General features: G+C 71.0%; 15 protein-coding genes. 12 read left to right on the top strand and 3 right to left on the bottom strand.

Annotated features, from left to right (window positions below):
* Positions 1–52: 52 nt before the first annotated feature.
* Positions 53–1,888, bottom strand: a complete 1,836-nt coding sequence (locus OG595_RS22860; protein WP_329274856.1) for a bifunctional metallophosphatase/5'-nucleotidase — start codon at positions 1,886–1,888, stop codon at positions 53–55.
* A 317-nt stretch (positions 1,889–2,205) separates the two neighbouring features.
* Between OG595_RS22860 and OG595_RS22855 the strand changes: the two genes are divergently transcribed.
* Positions 2,206–4,197 (top strand): Ig-like domain-containing protein, encoded by a 1,992-nt coding sequence (locus tag OG595_RS22855; protein ID WP_329274853.1) that lies wholly within the window; start codon positions 2,206–2,208, stop codon positions 4,195–4,197.
* Between the two features lie 574 nt (positions 4,198–4,771).
* Here OG595_RS22855 and OG595_RS22850 read toward each other — a convergent pair.
* A complete protein-coding gene (locus OG595_RS22850; protein ID WP_329274850.1) occupies positions 4,772–6,148 on the bottom strand; it encodes an FAD-binding oxidoreductase in 1,377 nt (458 codons plus the stop codon).
* A 160-nt stretch (positions 6,149–6,308) separates the two neighbouring features.
* Here OG595_RS22850 and OG595_RS22845 point away from each other — a divergent pair, with 160 nt between their 5' ends.
* The 9 genes from OG595_RS22845 (at position 6,309) to fabG (ending at position 15,800) form a co-directional block, all read left to right on the top strand.
* Complete coding sequence (locus OG595_RS22845) at positions 6,309–7,328, top strand: beta-ketoacyl-ACP synthase III (RefSeq protein ID WP_329274847.1); 1,020 nt, start codon at positions 6,309–6,311, stop codon at positions 7,326–7,328.
* Between the two features lie 119 nt (positions 7,329–7,447).
* A complete protein-coding gene (locus tag OG595_RS22840; protein ID WP_329274844.1) occupies positions 7,448–7,690 on the top strand; it encodes an acyl carrier protein in 243 nt (80 codons plus the stop codon).
* Entirely contained in the window at positions 7,687–8,907 is a 1,221-nt protein-coding gene (locus OG595_RS22835; protein WP_329274841.1) for a beta-ketoacyl-[acyl-carrier-protein] synthase family protein, read from the top strand. The genes OG595_RS22840 and OG595_RS22835 overlap by 4 nt, the downstream gene beginning before the upstream one ends.
* Before the next feature lie 93 nt (positions 8,908–9,000).
* Positions 9,001–10,848, top strand: a complete 1,848-nt coding sequence (locus OG595_RS22830) for an acyl-CoA dehydrogenase family protein (protein ID WP_329274839.1) — start codon at positions 9,001–9,003, stop codon at positions 10,846–10,848.
* A 5-nt stretch (positions 10,849–10,853) separates the two neighbouring features.
* Positions 10,854–11,276, top strand: coding sequence for an acyl-CoA thioesterase (locus OG595_RS22825; RefSeq protein WP_329274837.1), 423 nt, complete (start codon positions 10,854–10,856; stop codon positions 11,274–11,276).
* A gap of 1 nt (position 11,277) precedes the next feature.
* Complete coding sequence (locus OG595_RS22820) at positions 11,278–12,216, top strand: fumarylacetoacetate hydrolase family protein (RefSeq protein ID WP_329274835.1); 939 nt, start codon at positions 11,278–11,280, stop codon at positions 12,214–12,216.
* A gap of 92 nt (positions 12,217–12,308) precedes the next feature.
* On the top strand, positions 12,309–13,904 hold the full coding sequence (locus tag OG595_RS22815; protein WP_329274833.1) for an acyl-CoA carboxylase subunit beta: 1,596 nt from the start codon (positions 12,309–12,311) through the stop codon (positions 13,902–13,904).
* Between the two features lie 40 nt (positions 13,905–13,944).
* Positions 13,945–15,027 carry a branched-chain amino acid aminotransferase gene (locus OG595_RS22810; RefSeq protein WP_329274831.1) on the top strand — a complete coding sequence of 361 codons (1,083 nt, stop codon included), beginning with the start codon at positions 13,945–13,947 and terminating at the stop codon, positions 15,025–15,027.
* A 53-nt stretch (positions 15,028–15,080) separates the two neighbouring features.
* The gene (gene fabG / locus OG595_RS22805) at positions 15,081–15,800 is read left to right on the top strand and encodes a 3-oxoacyl-ACP reductase FabG (RefSeq protein ID WP_329274829.1); all 720 of its coding nucleotides are present in this window, start codon (positions 15,081–15,083) and stop codon (positions 15,798–15,800) included.
* Positions 15,801–15,879: 79 nt separating this feature from the next.
* On the opposite strand, the gene OG595_RS22800 is transcribed toward fabG, so the two are convergent.
* Positions 15,880–16,449 (bottom strand): helix-turn-helix domain-containing protein, encoded by a 570-nt coding sequence (locus tag OG595_RS22800; protein WP_329274827.1) that lies wholly within the window; start codon positions 16,447–16,449, stop codon positions 15,880–15,882.
* A gap of 68 nt (positions 16,450–16,517) precedes the next feature.
* On the opposite strand from OG595_RS22800, the gene OG595_RS22795 reads away from it, so the two are divergent.
* Both OG595_RS22795 and OG595_RS22790 read left to right on the top strand, forming a co-directional pair.
* Positions 16,518–17,201 (top strand): AzlC family ABC transporter permease, encoded by a 684-nt coding sequence (locus OG595_RS22795; protein ID WP_329274825.1) that lies wholly within the window; start codon positions 16,518–16,520, stop codon positions 17,199–17,201.
* Positions 17,198–17,530 carry an AzlD domain-containing protein gene (locus tag OG595_RS22790; RefSeq protein WP_329274823.1) on the top strand — a complete coding sequence of 111 codons (333 nt, stop codon included), beginning with the start codon at positions 17,198–17,200 and terminating at the stop codon, positions 17,528–17,530. The genes OG595_RS22795 and OG595_RS22790 overlap by 4 nt, the downstream gene beginning before the upstream one ends.
* The last annotated feature ends 794 nt before the right edge of the window (positions 17,531–18,324 follow it).

The raw sequence follows: 18,324 nt of genomic DNA, 5'->3' as shown, positions 1-18,324 counted from the left end.
TCTCCGGTAACTCCCATGGCCCTCATGGGAGTTACCGGAGACACAACTCCCGTCAGGCGGCGGGGAACACCGCCGTACCGCCCTGCGTCAGCTTCCAGTTGGTGACCGCGAAGTCGGCGGGGTCCAGGGTTCCCTTCGTCGTCACGTAGTCGATCATCAGCTGGCGGATCTCGTTCGTCGAGCTGTACGCGATGTCGGCGGCGGCGATGTGCGGGTAACCGGAACCCCCGTTGGCGCGGTAGTTGTTCACGGCCACGACGAAGACCTGGTCGTCGGTGACCGAAGTGCCCTTGTAGGAAAGGTTCTTGATCCTCGAACCCTCCGCCTGCGCGATGTCGATCTCGTAGTCGACGCCGGCGGCCGTGTCGTACATGTAGTCCCAGAAGCTGTTGGCGTTCGTCAGCGTCGCGGTGTCGACGGCCGTGCCCGCCGGCACCTGGTGGTAGTACTTCGCCGCGTACTCCAGGTAGTCCTTGAGCTGGGCTCCGGTCAGCTTCTTGCCGTACAGGGTGTTGTCGTAGATGTAGAGCCCGGCGACGTCGCGGATGCTGACATCGCCCTTCGGGATGTCGGCGCTGCGGCTGAACGGCGCGGCGACCGAGATGAGCGGGAGGGCGGCGTCGGCGGTCGACAGGCCGGTGGCCACGGTGGCCATCTGGACCTGGTGGATGAAGTCCATGACGGGTACGTCCTTCCAGCACGCCTCGGCCGCCGACAGGTCCGCCGTACACGTGCCGACAGCCGTGTTGACGTACTTCACGACGAGGTCGTGGTCGGCCTTGAGCAGCCTGGTGATGTGCTCGTCCTCCGCGACCGCGTTGCTGTTGAGGGTCTTCGCCTTCGTGCTGGTCACCTTCCACTGACCGCGTTCGAGTTCGAGCTCGAAGTCGAAGACGGTCAGGCGCATGCCGTAGCAGTACGGCTCGGAGAGGACCACGTCCTTGCCGGTCGTCTTGTTCGTCACCGTGTAGGACGACACCTCGGTGTGCGTGTGCCCGACGAGGATCGCGTCGATCCCGGGCACCTGCTCGGCCACCAGGTTCGACGCGTTCTCGACGTAGGGCAGCTCGGTCCCGTACGACGAACTGCCGTCCAGGCCCGAGTGGTCCGTGAGGAAGACGACGTCGCAGCCGAGGGCGCGCATGCGCGGGACGTACTTCTTCGCCTGCTCCACGAGCCCCGTGAACGACATCTTCCCGGCGACGTTGTCCTTGTCCCACAGGGCGATTCCGGGGTTCGTGAGGCCGAGGATGCCGACCTTGATGTCCGGTGCGCCGGGGACCCGGATGCGCTTGACGGTGTACGGCTGGAAGGCGGGCCGGAGCGTCTTCGCGTCGAGCGCGTTCGCGCCGAGGAGCGGGAAACGGCACTGGCTCTCGAACTTGCGGAGGGTGTCGATGCCGTAGTTGAACTCGTGGTTGCCGAGGGCGGCGGCGTCGTAGCGCATGGCGTTCATGGCGACGGCCATGGGGTGCTCGGGGCCGCGCTTGCCCTTGCCCGCGTCGATGGGGTCCACGCGCGCGTAGTAGTACGCCAGTGACGTGCCCTGGATGATGTCGCCCGCGTCGACGAGCAGGACGCGGTCCTCGCCCTTCTCCGCGCGCTGCTGCTTGATGAGGGTGGCCACGCGGGCGACACCGACCGAGTTGCCGGCCTTGTCGGTGTAGGCGGCGTCGGTGTAGTAGTCCCAGTCGAAGACGTGGCTGTGCAGGTCGGTGGTGCCCAGGATGGAGAAGGACCAGGTGCGGGGCGGCTTGCAGTGCGCGCTGTCGGGACGCTCGGCGGCCTGCGCGGGGGCTGCCGCGACGGTTCCGGCGGCTGCCACGACGGCACCGGTGACGGCCGACTTGTGCATGAACTGACGGCGGTTCATGGGCGATATGGGCATGGGCGGGACTCCTGGGCAGCTGGGACGGCCGGGGCGGCAGAGGACAACGGGGGACAGTACGGGGACAACCGGGGACAGCAGGCGGGTGGCTACACGCGTAGATCGTGGCGGCACACGGGCCCGCCAGGAACCAAGAACAGGCCATGACAGGCCATGTCCCGGTCAATTCCACCGAAAAGCGGGAGTCCCACACGTCCCGTCAACCCCGTGTGAACCTTCTGTCAGTGGTGTGACCTACGCTGCTCTTCACTTGTTCCACACAGAGACCAAGTGGCCCCGCTGCGGGGCACTTTCGTACCGGGGGGTTCGAAACCATCGTGCACAGACGCACTCTCTCGACCGCGCTTGCGGTCGCACTCACTTTCGGTTTCGTCGCGCTCACCACCGGCGTCGCGGGCACCGCCATGGCGGACGACCAGCGGGACCTGGGCATCGTCTCGTTCGGGGACATCGTCGTGGACGGCCTTCACCAGCGCGTCTTCGTCACCGATCCGGTCAGCGACCGGATCGTCGCCACGGACTACCGGGGCAACTTCGTCGCGGAGGTGTCCAACCTGCCCGGCGTCAAGGGCCTGGAGCTGTCCGCCGACTCCAGGACGCTGTACGCGGCGGTGCCCGACGACCAGGGCGACAAGGCCGACGCGATCGTAGCCGTCGACGCGGCCACGGTCACGGTGTCGGCGCAGTACCCGACAGGGGACGTGAACCCCCAGTCCGTGGCCCTCGCGGGCGGCAGGCTGTGGTTCGGATACGGCTCCCCGGGCACCGGCAACATCGGCTCGGTCGACCTGACCGACCCGGAGCACAAGGTCACCCTGGACGCCGACGCGGCCAAGCCGTGGAGCGCCGCTCCCCTGCTGGACGCCGCGCCGGGCTCCGGCAGCCTGGTCGCGGGCCTGCCCGGCCTGGCCTGGTCCGAGCTGGGCGTGTACGACGTCTCGTCGGGCACCGCGACCGCCACCGCGCGCAAGACCGTCGCGGGCAGCGAACTGCGCGACCTCTCGGTCACGGCGGACGGCGGGCGGGTCGTCGTGGCCGCCCAGGACCCGTCCAACCACGTGACGTACAAGACCTCCGACCTCACGGCGGACGGCAAGTACTCCAACACCGCGGGGTCCGCCAACGCGGTCGCCGTCGCCCCCGACGGCACGGTCGCCGCGGGCAACGACACGTACTTCGGCCAGGGCCTGAACGTCTACAGGCCGGGCCGCGCGGCCTCGGTCCGGGACTACGACCTCGTCAACGGGGACAGCACCGGTCAGCTCGCCACGGCGGGCCTCGGCTGGGCACCGGACAGGTCCCGGCTGTTCGCGGTGACGGCCGCCGGGGACAACAAGTACGACCTGCGCGTCCTGAACAACCCGACGAAGGCTGTCACCAGCGTCTCCGTCACCGCCCCCGCCAAGTCCGACCGCACGAAGAAGCTCACGGTCAAGGGCAAGATCACCAGCAAAGTGGCCCTCCCGGCGGGCACCAAGCTGACCATCACCCGCAAGGACCTGGACAACCCCGGCGGCCGGAAGATCGGCACGGCGACGGTCGCGTCGAACGGCACGTTCTCCTTCACCAACAGCCCGCCGGCCGGCGGCAAGGTGACGTACACGCTGTCGTACGCGGGTGACGCCGACCACCTGGCGTCCTCCGGCTCGGACACGGTCGACGTCTCGCGCGCGGCGGCCACGCTCCGCCTCTCCAACAACAAGAAGACGTACGACTACGCGAAGAGCGTCAAGTTCACGGCGCACCTCGGCAAGACGTACAAGAACCGCAAGGTCGAGATCTGGGCCGACCCGTACGGCTCCGACCGGCCCGACAAGCTGGTCAAGGCCGGCACGGTCAACAGCAACGGCGACTTCTCGGCCACGTACAAGCTCACCCGCGACACCCGCCTGACGGCACGCTTCACGGGCGACTCGCGCTACGCGCCCAAGACGGTCGCCAGCACGGTCTACACCAAGGTCAAGGTGTCGACGTCGATCAGCCGCCAGTACAAGAACAAGAACGTGTACGGCCAGACGTACGCCTACTTCCACCAGGCGACGGTCCCGCTGTTCACCACGTCCATGACGGCGTACCCGCACCGCGAACAGCGCCTCCAGATCGAGTACTTCTACGAGGGCTCCTGGTACGACGGCGGCTCCCAGTACTTCGCCATGGACTCGTCCGGCATCTCGCGCGTGGAACTGGGCGGCACGCACGACATCGGCTACCGCTTCCGCATCCGCTCGTCCTACCTCGACGGAGCGTCGGGCGACAACGTGAACACGACGACGCACGGCGCGTGGAAGTACTTCATCTTCACGAGCTGAGGACGTGGCTGCCTGCGGGCCCGTGGCACTGGGAGGAACAGCTGCCACACAGCGCACGCCCCTGACGGCGTGACACCGCGCCACAGCGCGTGGCGCGGTTCGGCCGAGGAGTACGTACCGAGCGCGGCGTGCGTTCCGTCGGCGGCCACGAGGAGTTCTGCCGGGACGAACAGGTGCGGAACTCCTCGGGTCGCACCGGAGCCCCACCGGGTGCCGTCGTCCCGGACGATGTCCGGTGCGGGCCCACAGGTCACGGACGGCTTGCCGAGCGGACCGGGTATGGCCGGCGACCCGCACCCGATGCCGACGGACGGCGAGGCGTCCGCCGCGGAAGAGCCGCACGGCTTCGCACGGCCCCGAGGCCGCGGGCCGGACGGCCACGGCCAGGGCGTCCACCGGATCAGGGCGCCTCTTCGGCGGTGGTGCGGCAGAACCGGGCATGTCGCCGACCGTCTTGTCGCCGACCGTCTTCCGGCCCTCGGCAATCACTCCTCCCGCACAGGGGAGCCGGCGCGGCGGAGCCGAGGCTCGCGCCGCCGACGGCCGCCGTCCGTCAGGGCTGATGCCGTCGGCGTCAGGTGGTGAAGACCTTGCCCGGGTTGAGGATGCCCGCCGGATCCCACACCCGCTTGATGCCGCGGTGCAGGTCCAGTACCGCCGGGCCCAGTTCGTCGGCCAGGCCACGCATCTTCAGCAGACCCACGCCGTGCTCGCCGGTGACCGTGCCTCCCAGCGCGAGCGCCTGGTCGACGACCTCCTCGAACACCCCGCGGCAGCGGGCGAGTTCCCGCTCGTCGCCGCGCGGCACGACCAGCATCGGGTGCAGGTTTCCGTCCCCGGCGTGCGCCAGGGTGGCGATGCGCACACCGTGCCGCGCGGCGGCGTCCTCGATGCAGGCGAGCATCTCGGGCAGCAGGCTGCGGGGAACGCAGACATCCTCGCTGAGCACCATGCCCAGGCGTTCCAGCGCGGGATAGACCAGGCGCCGCGCGGCGAACAGGGCGTCCGCCTCGGCCGGATCGCCGGACCGCGCGCTCCAGGTGGCGCCGACCGCCTCGAAGCAGGCCAGCACGGTGTCCGCCTCCTGGGCGCCCACCGCGCCGGGCGCGTCACAGCGGGCCAGCAACAGCACGTCGCCGCCGTCGGTGAGGCCCATGTTCTTCCACTCGTCGACGGCGCGCAGGGAGAAGCGGTCCACGAGTTCCAGGGCACTCGGGACCACACCGGAGGCCACCACCCGGGCGACGGCCCGGCCGGCGCTCGGCAGGTCGGCGAAGTAGCCCACGACGGTGTGCTCCTGGGCACGCTCACCCCGCAGCCGCACCGTGACCTCGGTGACCAGGCCCAGGGTGCCCTCCGAACCGACCAGCAGACCGGCGAGTTCGAAACCGGCCGAGCTCTTGGCGGTGCGCCGCCCCAGCCGGACCACGTCACCGCGACCGGTGACCACCTCAAGGCCCAGCACGTAGTCCCGGGTGACGCCGTACTTCACGCAGCACAGTCCGCCCGCGTTGGTGGCGACGTTCCCGCCGATCGTGGACCACGGGGCGCTGGCCGGATCCGGCGGGTACCAGAGACCCTTGGCGGCACACGCGGCACGCAGGTCCTCGTTGACGACGCCCGGCTGCGTGACGGCCAGCCGCTCGTCCGGGTCGATGCGCAGGATCCGGTCCATCGCCGCGAAGGACACAACCACCGCGCCCTCGACCGCGTTGGCGCCGCCGGACAGGCCGGTGCCGGCCCCGCGGGCCACCACCGGCACGCCGTGCTCCGCGCAGTAGGCCACGACGGCCGCCACCTCGGCGGTGTCGTGGGGCTGCACCACGGCCGCCGGGAGCGCGTAAGGCGCGCCCGCTGCTTCGTCGTGGGCGAAGGACGCTGCCCGGGACGGGTCGGTGATCACCCGTCCGGCCGGGAGAAGCCCTGCGAGATCAGTCGGTGTCGTGGTCACCCCGGCGAGATTGGCACCCGGCGCGGCAGCCGTTCAATTGGCCGTTGGTACAGGCCGTGGCGCCTGTACCAACGGCCAATTGCCCGGCCCTCGGGGCTTCGGCCAGCCTTGCTCGACGTCCGGTCAAGGCCGGGTCCGCAGTCCTCAGGAGGGTGAGTCGATGACGGCAGTGCTGATGGGAATCGGAGGCTTTCTCCCGCCCGTGACGGTCACGAACGACGACCTCTCCCGCACCCTGGACACCACGGACGAGTGGATCCGTACCAGGACGGGCATCCGCGAGCGGCGGTTCGTCTCCGAAGGCCTGTCGACGGGGAGCATGGCCGTGACGGCCGGTGAGCGTGCCCTGCGGTCGGCCGATGTGTCCGGGGTGGACGCCGTGGTCGTGGCCACCACCTCGCCCGAGCGCCTCTGCCCGGCGGTGGCGCCGGAGGTGGCGTCGCGACTGGGTCTGGGACCGCTGGCCGCGTTCGACCTGACCTCGGCGTGCAGCGGCTTCCTGTACGGGCTCGCCACCGCGTCCGGCCTGATCGCCGCCGGCACCGCCGACACCGTGCTGTTCATCGGGTCGGAGGCGTTCACCACTCTGGTGGACCCGGAGGACCGGTCCACGGCGCCGATCTTCGGCGACGGCGCGGGCGCGGTCGTCCTGCGCAGGGGCGAACCGGACGAGCCCGGCGCGCTGGGCCCGTTCGACCTCGGCAGCGACGGGGCGCTGGCCGACCTGCTGGCTGTTCCGGCGGGCGGTTCCCGGCAGCGTTCCGCCGACGGCGGCCTGGGGCACGGCACGGTGCCGACAGGTGACTGGTATCTGCGGATGGAGGGGCGTCCCCTCTACACGCAGGCCGTCGAGCGGATGACGCAGTCGGCGCAGGCGGCTCTCAAGCGCGCCGACTGGTCCGCGGCGGACGTCGACTGGTTCGTCGGCCACCAGGCCAACATCCGGATCGTGCGCGCGGTCGCGGAGGAGCTGGAGCTTCCCGGGGAGCGGGTCGCGGTGAACATCGACAGGGTCGGCAACACCCTGGCCGCGTCCGTGCCCCTGCTGCTGAACGACTATGCCGCCCGCGGGGACCTGAAGGCGGGCCAGCGGGTGCTGATCTCCGCCTTCGGGGCCGGTCTCTCCTGGGGCTCGACCACGCTCGTGTGGCCGGAGGTCCGGGCGGAATCCGTCGACTGACGGCTTCCCGGTCCAGAGACCCCCGTTCCCTCTTCGCCTCTCGAACCCCTACAGCCCCTACAGCCCCTAAAGCCCCTAAAGCCCCTAAAGCCCCTAAAGCCCCTAAAGAAGGAGACATCATGAGTTCCGTCCACGACTCCGTCGTCGAGGTCTTCGTCGCCCGTTTCGATCTGGACGCCGAGACGGTGGTGCCCGAGGCCACCCTCGACGACCTCGGTCTCGACTCGCTGTCGCAGCTCGAACTGGCCACCGCCCTGAAGAAGCGCCTGGGCGCCGTGATCAGTGACGAGGAGCTGTCCGAGATCTCCACGGTCTCCGACATCGTCGCCCTGGTCGAGAAGAAGGGCGCCGCGGCCCGATGACCGGCTTCGCGGCCGCCGTCACCGGCATCGGGCTGGTGACTCCCGCCGGTATCGGCGTCAAGGAGAGCTGGGACCGCGTGGTCGAGGGCCGACCGACGGCGGCGCACCACGCCGACCTGGAGGGTCTGCCGGTGACCATGGCGTGCCGGGTGCCCGGCTTCGCCCCGGCCGCTCTCGGGCGCACCGCCTGGCAGTGGGACCGCTACGCCCAGTTCGCCATCGCCGCCACGCGCGAGGCGTTGGACCAGGCCGGGCTCGTCCCGGGCGAGTGGGCGGACAGCTCACGGGTGGCGGTGATCCTGGGCTCCGGCGCCGGCGGCACCGCCACGCTGGAGGCGCAGCACCGCGTACTGCTGGAGGAGGGGCCGGAGGAGATCTCCGCCATGACCCTCCCGATGGGACTGCTCAACATGGCCGCCGGCCAGGTGGCGATCGACATCGGGGCCCACGGGCCGTCCTCAGCCCCCTGCACGGCGTGCGCGGCCGGGGCCAGCGCGATCGGCCTGGGCCGCGAGCTGCTCCGGTCGGGGCTGGCCGACATCGTCGTGGCCGGTGGTGCCGAGGCGCCGATCACGCCGCTGTACCTGTCCTCGTTCGCGAGGATGCGGGCACTGTCACGGCGGCTCGACGACCCGGGGACCGCCTCGCGTCCCTTCGACACGGCCCGCGACGGATTCGTGCTCGGCGAGGGCGCCGGAGTCGTCGTACTGGAGTCCGAGGAGCACGCGCGGGCCCGGGGCGTGCGGCCGGTGGCCCGGGTCATCGGGTACGGCGCCTCCGCGGACGCGCATCACGTGACGTCCCCGCACCCGGAGGGCAAGGGCGCCGAACTGGCGGTCCGTGCGGCGCTCGCGGACGCCGGGCTGACCGGCCGGGACATCGACTACGTCAACGCGCACGGCACGTCGACCCCGCTCAACGACGTCATCGAGGCGGGGGTGATCCACCGGGTGGCCGGCCCGAACGTGCGAGTGAGCTCCACCAAGGGCGTCACCGGGCACCCGCTGGGCGCGGCCGGTTCCATCGAAGCGGCGTTCGCGGCGCTCACCGTGCACCACGGGGTGATCCCGCCGTCGGCGAGCACCGCCGAGGTCGATCCGCGGGTGGAGGTGGACGTCGTGCACGGCGCGGCGCGCCACGCCCGCGTCGGCGTGGCCCTGAGCAACTCGTTCGGCTTCGGCGGCCAGAACGCGGCCCTGCTGATCGCCTCGGCCTGATCCGTTCCTGAGTTCCGCCTGATCGCGGCCGCACCCTCCGCCGGTCCCCTCACAACCACCGCGGGAGTCACCGCCGCGGGAAAGGACCCACACATGACTTCGTCGGCCTCCGCCGAACTGTCCCGGCTGCTCTTCGACGGCAGGTACGAGCAGACGCACCAGGACCTGCACGAACTGCTGCTGGACCCCGTATTCGACCCCCGCGAAGGCCTGGACATGACCGAGGCCGGGAAGCTGGCCTACGAACGGTCGCGAGCCGTGCACGCCGGACTGGAACGTCCGCGGGAGATCCTGGCCGATCCGTGGCGGCTGTTCGCGCTGGCCGAGTGGCCGTCGCTGGTGGACGTCTCCATGTTCTCGCTGCTGATGGTGCACTACAACCTGGCCTTCGGCACCGTCGTGGAGCACGGCGACCGGGAGGACCTGAAGGACCTGTCCGACGAACTGGACCGGCTGGACTCCTTCAGCCCGTACATGGCCACCGAGCTGGGCTACGGCAACAACGTGGCCGCCCTGCGCACCGAGGCCGTCTACGACCCCGCCACCGAGACGTTCGTCCTGAACACGCCCGACGCCCTCGCGCAGAAGCACATGTCCTACAGCGGGTTCCAGGACGTCCCCAAGCTGGCCGTGGTGATGGCCCGGCTGAAGGCGGACGGCAAGGACCACGGCGTGTACCCGTTCCTCGTCCGGATCAGCGACGGGAAGCGGTCGTGCGAGGGTGTGCACGCCGCGCCGTGCCCGGAGAAGCCGGTGCAGGGTCTCGACAACGGCCTCACCTGGTTCGACCACGTGCGCGTCCCGCGTCGCCAGCTGCTCCACGGCGACATGGGCGGCTTCGACGACGACGGCGTGTTCCGCCCGGCGTCCGGCAACCGGCGCAAGCGGTTCCTGCGCGCGATGAACCGCATTCTGCCCGGCCGGCTGTGCGTGTCCAGCGCGGCGACGGGTGCGGGCCGGGCGAGCGTGTACATCGCGCTGCGGTTCGCGGCGCAGCGGCTCACCAACGCGCCCGGCCGCAACGACCTGCCGGTCATCGAGTACCGCAGCCACCAGCTCGCGCTGTACACCGCGCTGTCCCGGACGTACGCGATGACGCTGCTGCTCAACCATGCCAAGCGGGAGTTCACGGCAGCGCCGCAGGATGCCGTCCCCGCCGAGCTGAACCATCTGGTGTCGATCACCAAGGCGCTGTCCACCTGGGAGATGACCGACGTCGTCGCCACCTGCCGTGAGCGCTGCGGTGCGCAGGGCATCTTCAGCGCGAACCGGATCGCGGACTACGGGTCGCTGCTCCAGGGCCTGGTCACCGCGGAGGGCGACAACCAGGTGCTGCTGGCCACCACGGCGGGGCAGATCATCGCGCAGTACGGCGCCGGCGCAGGCGCCGAGCCCGCGCCGGCCCCCGACCCGGTGGGACGGGATCTGGGGGACCTCGCGTTCCTGGTGGCGGCGGTACGGCACCGAGAGGAGGAACTGCTCCGGGAGGCCGCGTCGGCCATGGCCGACGACACCGGCGACCGGACCTACTTCGAGGCCTGGAACGGCACCGTCAACACCGGCCTGGAGATGGCCCGGGCCCGGGGTGTGCGGACCGCGCTGGAGTGCTTCGCCGCCGCGGTCGACACGCCGGAGGACGAGTCGGCGAGGACGGCACTCGGCCTGCTGGCCGCGCTGTACGGGCTGAGCGAGGTACGCCGGGACGCAGGCTGGTACCTGGCGCGCGGTGTGCTGACAGACCGGCAGGTGGAGCTGCTGCCCCGGGAGGCGGACACGCTGTGCGCGCGGCTCCGGCCGTACACCGACGCCCTGATCGGCGGCTTCGGCCTCTCCCCTGAACTGCTGCGGGCGCCGATCGCCGCCGACGACTACGTGAGCGCCTTCCAGCAGCGCACCGGTGCCTTCGGACCGGCCGCCGGCGCGGTCGCCGAAGGGGGCTGAGCGCCATGGCGAGGCACAGCTACCTCTGCCCGATCCGCTGGTCGGACATGGACGTCTACGGCATCGTCAACAACGTCTCCCATGTGCGCTACCTGGAGGAGGCGCGGGTCGACTTCGTCTTCCGGATGGCGCCGAACGACGGCGACGCCTTCTTCAAGGACGGGTCGGTGGTGGTGAGCCACCAGATCCGCTACCGGCGCCAACTGGTCCACCGGCACGAACCGGTGGAGATCGAGATGTGGGTCTCCGACCTCCAGTCTGCGACGGTGGCCATCGACTACGTGGTCCGCGACGGCGACACCGTGTACGCCACCGCCTCGACCGTGATGGCGCCGTTCGACTACCGGGCCGGACGGCCCCGGCGGCTGACGGACGACGAATTCCGCTTCTTCGAGAAGTACCTCGAACAGACACCGGCGGCCGGCTGAGATGCGGCTGCTGCGGATCGGACCGCCGGGCGGTGAGCGGCCCTGCGCGGTGGGCCCCGACGGCGTCGTGCGGGACCTGGCCTCGTGGGTACCGGACTGGACGGGTGCGGCCCTGGACCCCGACGCGCTGCGGGAGACGGCGGAGCGGCTGGCACGGGAGGCCGCCCGGCTGCCGGCGGTCGGCCCTGCCGCCGGGCGGGTCGGCCCGCCCGTCCGGCCGGGCGGGCATCTGCTGTCGATCGGGCTCAACTACCGGGCGCACGCCGCCGAGGCGGGCCTGGCGCTGCCCGAAGAGCCGATCGTGGCCAGCAAGGCGCCGACCACGCTCGTCGGCCCGTACGACGACCTGCTGCTGCCGCCCGGCGGTGAGAAGACGGACTGGGAGGTCGAGCTGGCCGTGGTGATCGGCCAGCGCGCGCAGTACCTGCCGGACCCCGCCTCCGCGCTGCGCCATGTCGCGGGGTACGCCACCGGCAACGACGTGTCGGAGCGGAGCTGGCTCCTGGAACGTGGCGGGCAGTGGGTGAAGGGCAAGTCCTTCGAGTCGTTCAGTCCGGTGGGCCCGTACCTGGTCACCCCGGACGAGGTGGGCGACCCGGGCCGGCTGCGGCTGACCTGCCGGGTCAACGGCCGGCTGATGCAGGACGGGTCCACCGCGGACATGGTCTTCGAGGTGTCCCACCTGCTCTGGTACCTGAGCCAGTGCATGGTGCTGCACCCCGGTGACGTGGTGCTTACCGGGACGCCCGGCGGCGTCGCGCTGGGCCGCCCCGACCAGCCGTACCTGCGAGCCGGTGACGTGGTGGAGGCGGAGGTGTCGGGGCTGGGCGCACAGCGGCAGCGCTGCCGGGCGGTGGTCCTGGGCGACGCCCGGGCCGACGCCCAGGAGGTCACGGCCACCCCCGTCCTGCCTGCCGCGCCCGCACGGACCCGGTCGTGACCGGGCGTCGGCCCCGGCGCGATCCGCGCCACCACGACCCCACCGGCCACGGCGCCGGTGGGCGCGTGGACCCACGGAAGGGAAGGGAACGGATGACCGTCCAGCAGGGACTCACGGAGCAGCCGCCGGGCACCCGCACCGGCATCCGGGCGCGGGTGGCCGACCTGCACGCGACCAGGGAACGGGCGCGCGGCGGCCCGAGCGAGCGCGCGACCCGGGCCCAGCACGCCAAGGGCAGACTGACCGCCCGCGAACGGATCGACGTGCTGCTGGACGCGGGGTCGTTCAACGAGATCGAGCAGTTGCGCCGGCACCGGGCGGTCGGCTTCGGCATCGAGGAGCGCAGACCGCACACGGACGGCGTGGTCGCGGGCTGGGGGACGGTCGAGGGCCGCACCGTGTTCGTGTACGCGCACGACTTCCGGATCTTCGGCGGCGCGCTCGGCGAGGCACACGCGGAGAAGATCCAGAAGGTCATGGACATGGCCACCGCGGCCGGTGCTCCCCTGGTCTCGCTCAACGACGGCGCCGGGGCGCGCATCCAGGAGGGCGTCTCGGCCCTGGCCGGCTACGGCGGCATCTTCCGCCGCAATGTGCGGGCCTCGGGCGTGATCCCGCAGATCTCGGTGATCCTGGGCCCGTGCGCGGGCGGTTCGGCCTACTCCCCCGCCCTGACCGACTTCGTGTTCATGGTCCGCGGCACCTCACAGATGTTCATCACCGGACCCGACGTGGTGAAGGCCGTCACCGGCGAGGACGTCAGCCAGGAGAATCTCGGGGGCGCCGATGTCCACGCGCAGCTGTCGGGTGTCGCGCATTTCGTGTACGACGACGAGTGGACCTGCCTGGGCGAGGTCCGGTACCTGCTGTCCCTGCTGCCGTCCAACAACCGGCAGAACCCGCCGACCGTCCCGTGCGTCGACCCGGACGACCGGCGCAACGACGCCCTCCTCGGCCTGGTTCCGGCCGAGGGCCGGCTGCCGTACGACATGCGCCGGGTGATCGAGGAGATCGTCGACCACGGCGACTTCCTGGAGGTCCACGAGGCGTGGGCACGCAACGTCGTGTGCGGGCTGGCCCGGCTCGGCAGCCAGGTGGTGGGCATCGTCGCCAACCAGCCGCTCGCTCTGGCAGGGGTGCTCGACATCAAGGCCAGCGAGAAGGCCGCCCGGTTCGTGCGGACGTGCGACGCCTTCAACATCCCTCTGCTGTCGCTGGTGGACGTGCCGGGCTTCCTGCCCGGGGTGGACCAGGAACACGACGGGGTGATCCGCCACGGGGCCAAACTGCTGTACGCCTACTGCGAGGCCACGGTGGCACGGGTCCAGTTGATCCTGCGCAAGGCGTACGGCGGCGCGTACATCGTCATGGACTCCCGCTCGATCGGCGCCGACCTCTCGTACGCCTGGCCGACCAACGAGATCGCGGTGATGGGCGCCGAGGGCGCCGCGAACGTCATCTTCCGCAAGCGGATCGCCGAGGCCGACGACCCGGACGCCCTGCGTGCCCAGTTGGTCAAGGAGTACCGGTCCGAGCTGATGCACCCCTACTACGCGGCCGAGCGCGGCCTCGTCGACGACGTGATCGACCCCGTCGAGACCCGGGCGCTGCTCATCCGCGCCTTCCGGATGCTGCGGAACAAACACGCGGACCAGCCGTCCCGCAAGCACGCCAACATCCCCCTGTGACCTGAGAGACCCCCGTGACCTCTTGCCCCGGAGCGCACCCATGACGATCACCTTCACCGCCGAGCCCGCCGTCCGCCGAACGGCCGCCGAGCGGACGGCACTGATGGAGTCACCCGCCTTCGGCGAGGTGTTCACCGACCACATGATCAGCATCGACTGGAAACGTGACAAGGGCTGGCACAATGCCCGGCTGCACCCGTACGGGCCGCTGGTGCTCGATCCGTCGGCCCAGGTGTTCCACTACGGCCAGGAGGTCTTCGAGGGCATGAAGGCGTACCGGCGCCAGGACGGCACGGTGGTGACCTTCCGCCCGTACGCCAACGCGGCCCGGCTGAACCGCTCGTGCGCGCGCATGGCGATGCCGACGCTGCCCGAGGAGACCTTCGTCGAAGCTCTAGAACTGCTGGTCGGCGCCGACCGCGACTGGGTCCCGGACCGGCCCGGGCACAGCCTCTACCTGCGCCCCTTCATGATCGCCACCCAGCCCACCATCGGCTTCTACGGCCCTTCCTCCGCCTACCGGTTCATGGTGATCGCCTCGCCCGCGGCCTCCTACTTCGCGGCCGGGGCGAAACCGCTCACCGTGTGGCTCTCCCAGGACTACACCCGGGCGGCCCCCGGCGGCACCGGCGAGGCCAAGTGCGGCGGCAACTACGCGGGAACGCTGGTCGCGCAGGCGCAGGCCAGGGAGATGGGCTGCGACCAGGTGGTCTGGCTGGACTCGGCGGAACGCCGCTGGGTGGACGAGATGGGCACCAGCAACCTCTTCTTCGTCCACGGTGACCGGCTGGTGACACCGGAGCTGTCCGGGACGCTGCTGGCGGGCGTCACCCGGGACTCGGTGCTGGCCCTGGCGGCAGAGCTCGGTCACCGGGCCGAGGAGGGGCGGATCAGTGTGGAGCAGTGGCGGGCCGACGCGGAGTCGGGGGCGCTGACCGAGGTGTTCTCCTGCGGTACCTCCTCGATGATCACCCCGGTCGGCTTCGTCCGGAGCGCGGACGGGGACTGGACGATCGGCGGCGGCACGCCCGGCCCGGTCACCGAGCGGTTGCGCGCGGAGCTGACGGGGATCCAGGACGGTTCGCGACCGGACCCGTCCGGCTGGGTCCACAAGATCGCCTGACCGGTGTCCGCCGGGTCCGGCCGACCGAAGACGCAGAAGGGTGTGTGGACGACATGAGCCGTTCGGTCCTCGTGACCGGGGGGAACCGGGGGATCGGCCTCGCCGTGGCGCGTGCCTTCGCGCAGGCCGGCGACAGGGTCGCGCTGACCTACCGCACGGGTGAACCACCGCGGGCCGCGACCGGCCTCGGCTGCCTCGCCGTCACCTGCGACGTCACGGACTCCGCGCAGGTGGAGCGGGCGTTCAAGGAGGTGGAGGCGGCACACGGCCCGGTGGAGGTACTGGTGGCCAATGCCGGCATCACCCGGGACCGGCTGCTGCTGCGGATGGCCGAGAAGGACTTCACGGACGTGATGGACACCAACGTGACGGGCGTCTTCCGGGTGGTTAAACGGGCCGCCGAGGAGATGGTCGACGCACGGCGGGGACGGATCGTCCTGATCTCCTCGGCGGTCGGCCTGCTGGGCGCGGCCGGGCAGACCAACTACGCGGCGTCGAAGGCGAGTCTGGTCGGCTTCGCCCGGTCCGTCGCCCGCGAACTGGGCTCACGGGGGGTCACCTGCAACGTGGTGGCGCCGGGCATGGTCGACACGGACATGACCAAGGCGCTCGACGGGAAGCAGCGTACGGCCGTGCTGAGCAGGGTACCGCTGGCCCGCGGCGCGGAGCCGACGGAGGTGGCGGCCGCGGTCCGGTTCCTCGCCTCCGAGGACGCCGCCTACATCACCGGGGCCGTCCTGCCCGTGGACGGCGGCTGGGGCATGGGGCACTGAAGCCGGGCCGCGCACGTGCCCAGGAGTGCTCAGGAGTGCTCAGGAGTGCTCAGGAGTGCTCAGGAGTGCTCAGGAGTGCTCAGGAGTGCTCCGAGACGAGTACCGCGCGCGTGCCGGGCTCCAGTGCCCGGAAGACGTGCGGGACGTCGGCCGGGTAGCTGATGTAGTCGCCCGGGTGCAGTTCCACCGGTTCGTCGGCGGTGCCCACCAGGGCCCGGCCGGCGCCGATCACGACATGCTCCACGACGCCGGGCATGTGCGGGGCGGAGGAGCGCTGCGGACCCGGCTCGGCCGCGATGCTGTAGACGTCCCGCCGCGCCCCCGGAGGAGAGGCGGCCAGCAGGGTGGCCCGGTAGTCGCTCTGCGCCGAACCGATGGCCGGTCCCTCGCCCGCGCGGATCACCTGGACAGGTGGACGGGAGACGGCCAGCAGTCGGGAGAAGGGGATCTCCAGGGCCACGCACAGCGCCCACAGCGTCTCCAGGCTGGGATTGCCGGTGCCGGACTCCAGTTGCGAGAGCGTGGACTTGGCGAGCCCGGCGCGTCGGGCGGCCTCGGTGAGGGAGAGCCCCGCCCGGACCCGTTCCGCCCGCAGGGAGGCGGCGATCACTGCCAGGGGCGGCTTGAGAGTGGGGTCGACGTCGGACACGTGCGTTCGCTCCAATGGTCAATCGTTCGTCTTGACGAACACCCTTCAGGGTGTTCACCATAAAAGCCATGCGTACGTTATGGGAAACGCTGGGCAAGGGGCCATCGCGGGACATCGCGCTCGTCTGCCTGGCCGTAGGGGTCATCGGTCTGTCGTACGGGGCCATCGCGGTCACCTCGGGCTTCCCGTGGTGGTTCCCGGTGCTCATGGGAGCGCTCGTCCTGGCGGCGTCGTCCGAGTTCCTCTTCGTCGGGATCATCGCCGCCGGGGGAAGCCCGATCGCCGCGCTGCTGGCGGGCCTGCTGGTCAACGCCCGCCACCTGCCGTTCGGGCTGGCGGTGCCCGATGTGCTCGGGCGGGGCTGGCGCGGGCTGCTCGGCACGCACCTGATGAACGACGAGACGGTCGTCTTCGCCATCGCCCAGGAGGGGATCGCCCGCAAGCGGGCCGCGTACTGGGCCTGCGGCCTGGGCATCCTGGCCTGCTGGCCTGTCGGCGCCGCGCTCGGCGCGCTGCTCGGCAGCGTCGTCCGGGACACCGACGCCCTCGGCCTGGACGCGATGTTCCCCGCGGTGATCCTGGCCCTGATCCTGCCCGCGATGAAGGACCGGGCACTGCGGCGGACCGCGCTGGCCGGCTCGGCGATCGCGCTGGCCCTCACCGCCTTCCTGCCGGCCGGACTGCCGGTCCTGGCCGCGCTGGCCGCGCTGCCGCTGTTCCGGACGAAGAACCTCGAAGGAGCGGCGCGATGAGCAGTTCCTTTCCCCTGCTGCCGGCGCTGGCGGCGATGTCCGCCCTGGCGGCCGGGACCTTCCTGCTGCGCCTCTCCGGTCCCGCCCTGCGGGCGAAGGTCACTTTCCCGAAGCAGGTCGAGAGGCTGCTGGAGGTATCGGCGGTCGTGCTGCTCGCCGCGCTGACGGCCACGGCGGCGCTCACCGGGGGCGACGGCTTCGCCGGCGCGGCCCGGGCGCTCGGGGTCCTGGTCGGCGGAGTGCTCGCCTGGCGCAGGGCGCCCTTTCTCGTCGTCGTCCTCGCGGCGGCCGGGACGGCGGCACTCCTGCGCCTCGCCGGCGTTCCGTGAGGTCATCCGAACACACCCGAAGAGCGCCCGGAGGCACCTCTCCGGGCGCTCTCGCTCATTTCACCCGGCGACGTGTTGCCCGACAATTCGAGCCTCACGGCGAAATGCAGCCACTCATCTCAGATATTGGATCCGGCATTGCTCAACCCAGTAGCAACCGAGTAACTTAACGTAAGGCAACGGCCTCCAGAGGCTGGCCACCCGTGTACGCATTGCTCGGCTTTTGTTCGGGATGCCGTTCCATCGAGACACTCGGGGGGGACCATCATGGGTGGGGGAGCCGGACCCCTTCCGTTGCCTGCACCACAGGAATCCCGCCGCAAGGCCGGATCACGTCGGGCTTTCGACCCGCCGTCCGCTCCCCGCAGCCGCCCCGAATTCCTTTCCGGCGTCGACGCCGGCCCCGCACCTTAGCGGGCCGACCAAGATTTCGAGGGCACTCCGGCAACCCTCGGAAGAAATTCCGCCCATTTACCGCTGCGCCCATATCGAGCCACCCGGAGCGAGGCGAGTTCGGCAGGCTGGACCAAGGCCGGTCGAGCCGAATCCGAGGTAAGCCACCGGAAGCGGCCGAAATACACACGCCGCTCACCACAATTCGGCTGGCCGAGAATTGATCTGCCCGCCGTGCCCCACGCCTGCCCTCATTCGCCCCTCGGAACGCCGACGCACCGTTCGCCACGCCCGCGTCCCGCGGCCGACCGGCAGGACGACCCCCACCCGTCCAGCCGCCCTGCGGGCCTCACCGGCAGGGCCCGCACGCGTCGTCGGCGCGCGCAGACTCACCCCACGAG

This window comes from Streptomyces sp. NBC_01451 (genome assembly GCF_036227485.1).
Taxonomy (GTDB): Bacteria; Actinomycetota; Actinomycetes; order Streptomycetales; family Streptomycetaceae; genus Streptomyces.
This window is presented reverse-complemented; position numbering and strand designations above follow the sequence as displayed.